This is a genomic window from Meiothermus cerbereus, assembly GCF_051297115.1.
Lineage (GTDB): Bacteria > Deinococcota > Deinococci > Deinococcales > Thermaceae > Meiothermus > Meiothermus cerbereus_A.
In genome coordinates, this window is the sequence record NZ_JBEVAL010000139.1 from 1 (window position 1) to 2,217 (window position 2,217).

1 protein-coding gene and 4 tRNA genes are annotated in these 2,217 nt (G+C 57.3%); 1 reads left to right on the forward strand and 4 read right to left on the reverse strand.

Annotation, left to right across the window (positions count from 1 at the left end; all coding sequences use genetic code 11):
* Window positions 1–145: 145 nt before the first annotated feature.
* The 4 genes from ABWU19_RS14700 to ABWU19_RS14715 all read right to left on the reverse strand — a co-directional run bounded on the left by ABWU19_RS14700 (window position 146) and on the right by ABWU19_RS14715 (window position 575).
* Window positions 146–221, reverse strand: a tRNA-Thr gene (locus ABWU19_RS14700).
* Window positions 222–249: 28 nt separating this feature from the next.
* Window positions 250–325: transfer RNA gene (locus tag ABWU19_RS14705), tRNA-Gly, on the reverse strand.
* Window positions 326–410: 85 nt separating this feature from the next.
* A tRNA-Tyr gene (locus tag ABWU19_RS14710) sits at window positions 411–496 on the reverse strand.
* 3 nt (window positions 497–499) lie between these two features.
* Window positions 500–575, reverse strand: a tRNA-Thr gene (locus ABWU19_RS14715).
* 174 nt (window positions 576–749) lie between these two features.
* On the opposite strand from ABWU19_RS14715, the gene ABWU19_RS14720 reads away from it, so the two are divergent.
* Window positions 750–2,093: an MBL fold metallo-hydrolase gene (locus tag ABWU19_RS14720; protein ID WP_435902389.1), complete on the forward strand. Its 1,344-nt coding sequence runs from the start codon at window positions 750–752 to the stop codon at window positions 2,091–2,093.
* Window positions 2,094–2,217 lie beyond the last annotated feature (124 nt).

Consider the following 2,217-nt stretch of genomic DNA (forward strand, 5'->3'; position numbering starts at 1 on the left):
TGTCCGATGGTGCCCACGTTTACGTGGGGTTTGGTGCGCTCAAATACGCCTTTCGCCATATGTATTGCCTCCTTTTGGCTTCCGCTAAAGTGTTTTCCCTTTTCAGGAACACACCGCCCGCAGCGGTGGACGGGCGGTGTGGGTTTGGAGCTCGGGATCGGGCTTGAACCGACGACCTCACCCTTACCAAGGGTGTGCTCTACCAGCTGAGCTACCCGAGCACCGGGGTATTCGCGCACGAAGCGCTTATGGAGCGGGAAACGGGACTCGAACCCGCGACCCTCTGCTTGGGAAGCAGATGCTCTACCAACTGAGCTATTCCCGCGCTGGGCGTTTTCGCACCGCTTATAGCTGATGGCTTGCAGCTTTTGGCTATTGGCTATCGGCTATGAGCACACCCTAAAGGTGCTTGGTGGGCAGGGGCGGATTCGAACCGCCGTACTCCGAAGAGAACAGATTTACAGTCTGTCGCCTTTAACCACTCGGCCACCTGCCCTTGTGGAGCCACCCATCGGAATTGAACCGACAACCTTCCGATTACAAGTCGGGTGCTCTACCAGTTGAGCTAGGGTGGCCCGGCTTGCTGTTCTTCCGATGGTAGCCTGGACAGAGGGGTTGAACCTCGTCCAAGTCGTAAGGTTACACTACAGACGAGGGGCTGTCAAGCCAAATAAAAGCGTTGCGGCAAGCCAAAAGCCTGGCCCGCTTGGGTAAGCGGCTGAGGGCGCATGGTCTGGTACAGTACATTCATGCGGATAACCCCTTTTGGTGCGGCCCAGACTGTGACTGGCAGCTGCCATCTGGTAGAACAGCAGGACTACCGATTGTTGCTGGATTGTGGCGCCTACCAGGGCGCTGATGAAGACCGCAATGAAGAGCCTTTTGGCTTCGACCCCAAAAGCATTAATGCGGTACTGATCTCCCACGCCCACAACGACCACATCGGACGCCTGCCTATGTTGATACGGCAGGGTTACGCGGGCCGGGTGTATGTGACCGAGCCAACCCGGCTCATATTGCCGGTGATCCTCGAGGACTCCTTAAAGCTGATGCAGGAAGAGCGCCAGCGCTTGGAGCGCAAAGGCCGCGAGGTTCCGCCCTTGCCCTGGGACGAAACCGACCTGGCTGAACTTTATGGCCGCCTGGAGGAAGTTACTTATTACCAGACGCAGGGCCTGGGGCCATTTCGCTACCGCTTGCGCGATGCAGGGCATCTGCCGGGAAGTGCTTTTATTCAGCTCGAGGCCGGAGGTAAGTCCCTGATTTTTAGTGGTGACCTGGGCCACCGGCGTAAGGACGTGCTCACTGACCCCGACTACCCTGCCCAGGTTGATCTTGTGCTTTGCGAGGGAACTTACGGCGACCGTTCACACCGTCCGTTTGCCGCGACCCTGGAGGAGTTTGCTGAAATCCTGAGTGATGTGCTGGCCCAGGGGGGCAAGGTATTTATACCGTCGTTTGCCCTTGAGCGTACCCAGGAGGTTTTGTTTTACATTCGCGAGCTCGAGCAGCGGGAGGCTATCCCCAGTGTACCGGTGTTTGTGGACTCGCCCATGGCCTCCAAGATCAGTGAGATTTACCCAAAAGTGCGGGACTTTTTCAGCACTGAGGTGCAGCAAATTTACTCTCATGGCAAAGACCCTTTCCGTCCCAGGCGCCTTGAATACACCCACAGTGTAGAGGAGTCCAAGGCCCTTAACCTGAGGCAGGGTCCCCTTATCGTTATTGCTGGCAATGGAATGCTCTCGGGGGGGCGCATACTGCACCACCTGCGACATGGCCTGCCCGACAGCAGAAACGCGGTGATTATTACGGGCTACCAGCCCAGGGGCGGCCTGGGAGAACTACTGATTAACAATGCTGAGTCGGTGCGGATTATGGGGGAGACTGTGCGGGTGAGGGCAAAAACCCACACCCTGGGCGGCTTTTCTGGGCACGCAGGCCGCGATGAACTGCTCGACTGGTTGGACTGCGAGCAGCGCATAGCGCTGGTGCATGGCGAAGTGGACAAGCTGCAAATGCTGGCAAAGGCTTTACAAGAACGGGGCAAGACCGCCTTCCTGGGCGAATGGGGCAAGGCCATTGAGGTTTAGCCTGCCCCCGACTTCCCTGCCAACCGGCTTGGGTTCGGTATGGTGGCAGGGTTTGCACAGATTCTATGCTTCAAACCTAAGTACACGACAAAAGTTGAAAAACATGGACAGGGACACGGAGGGA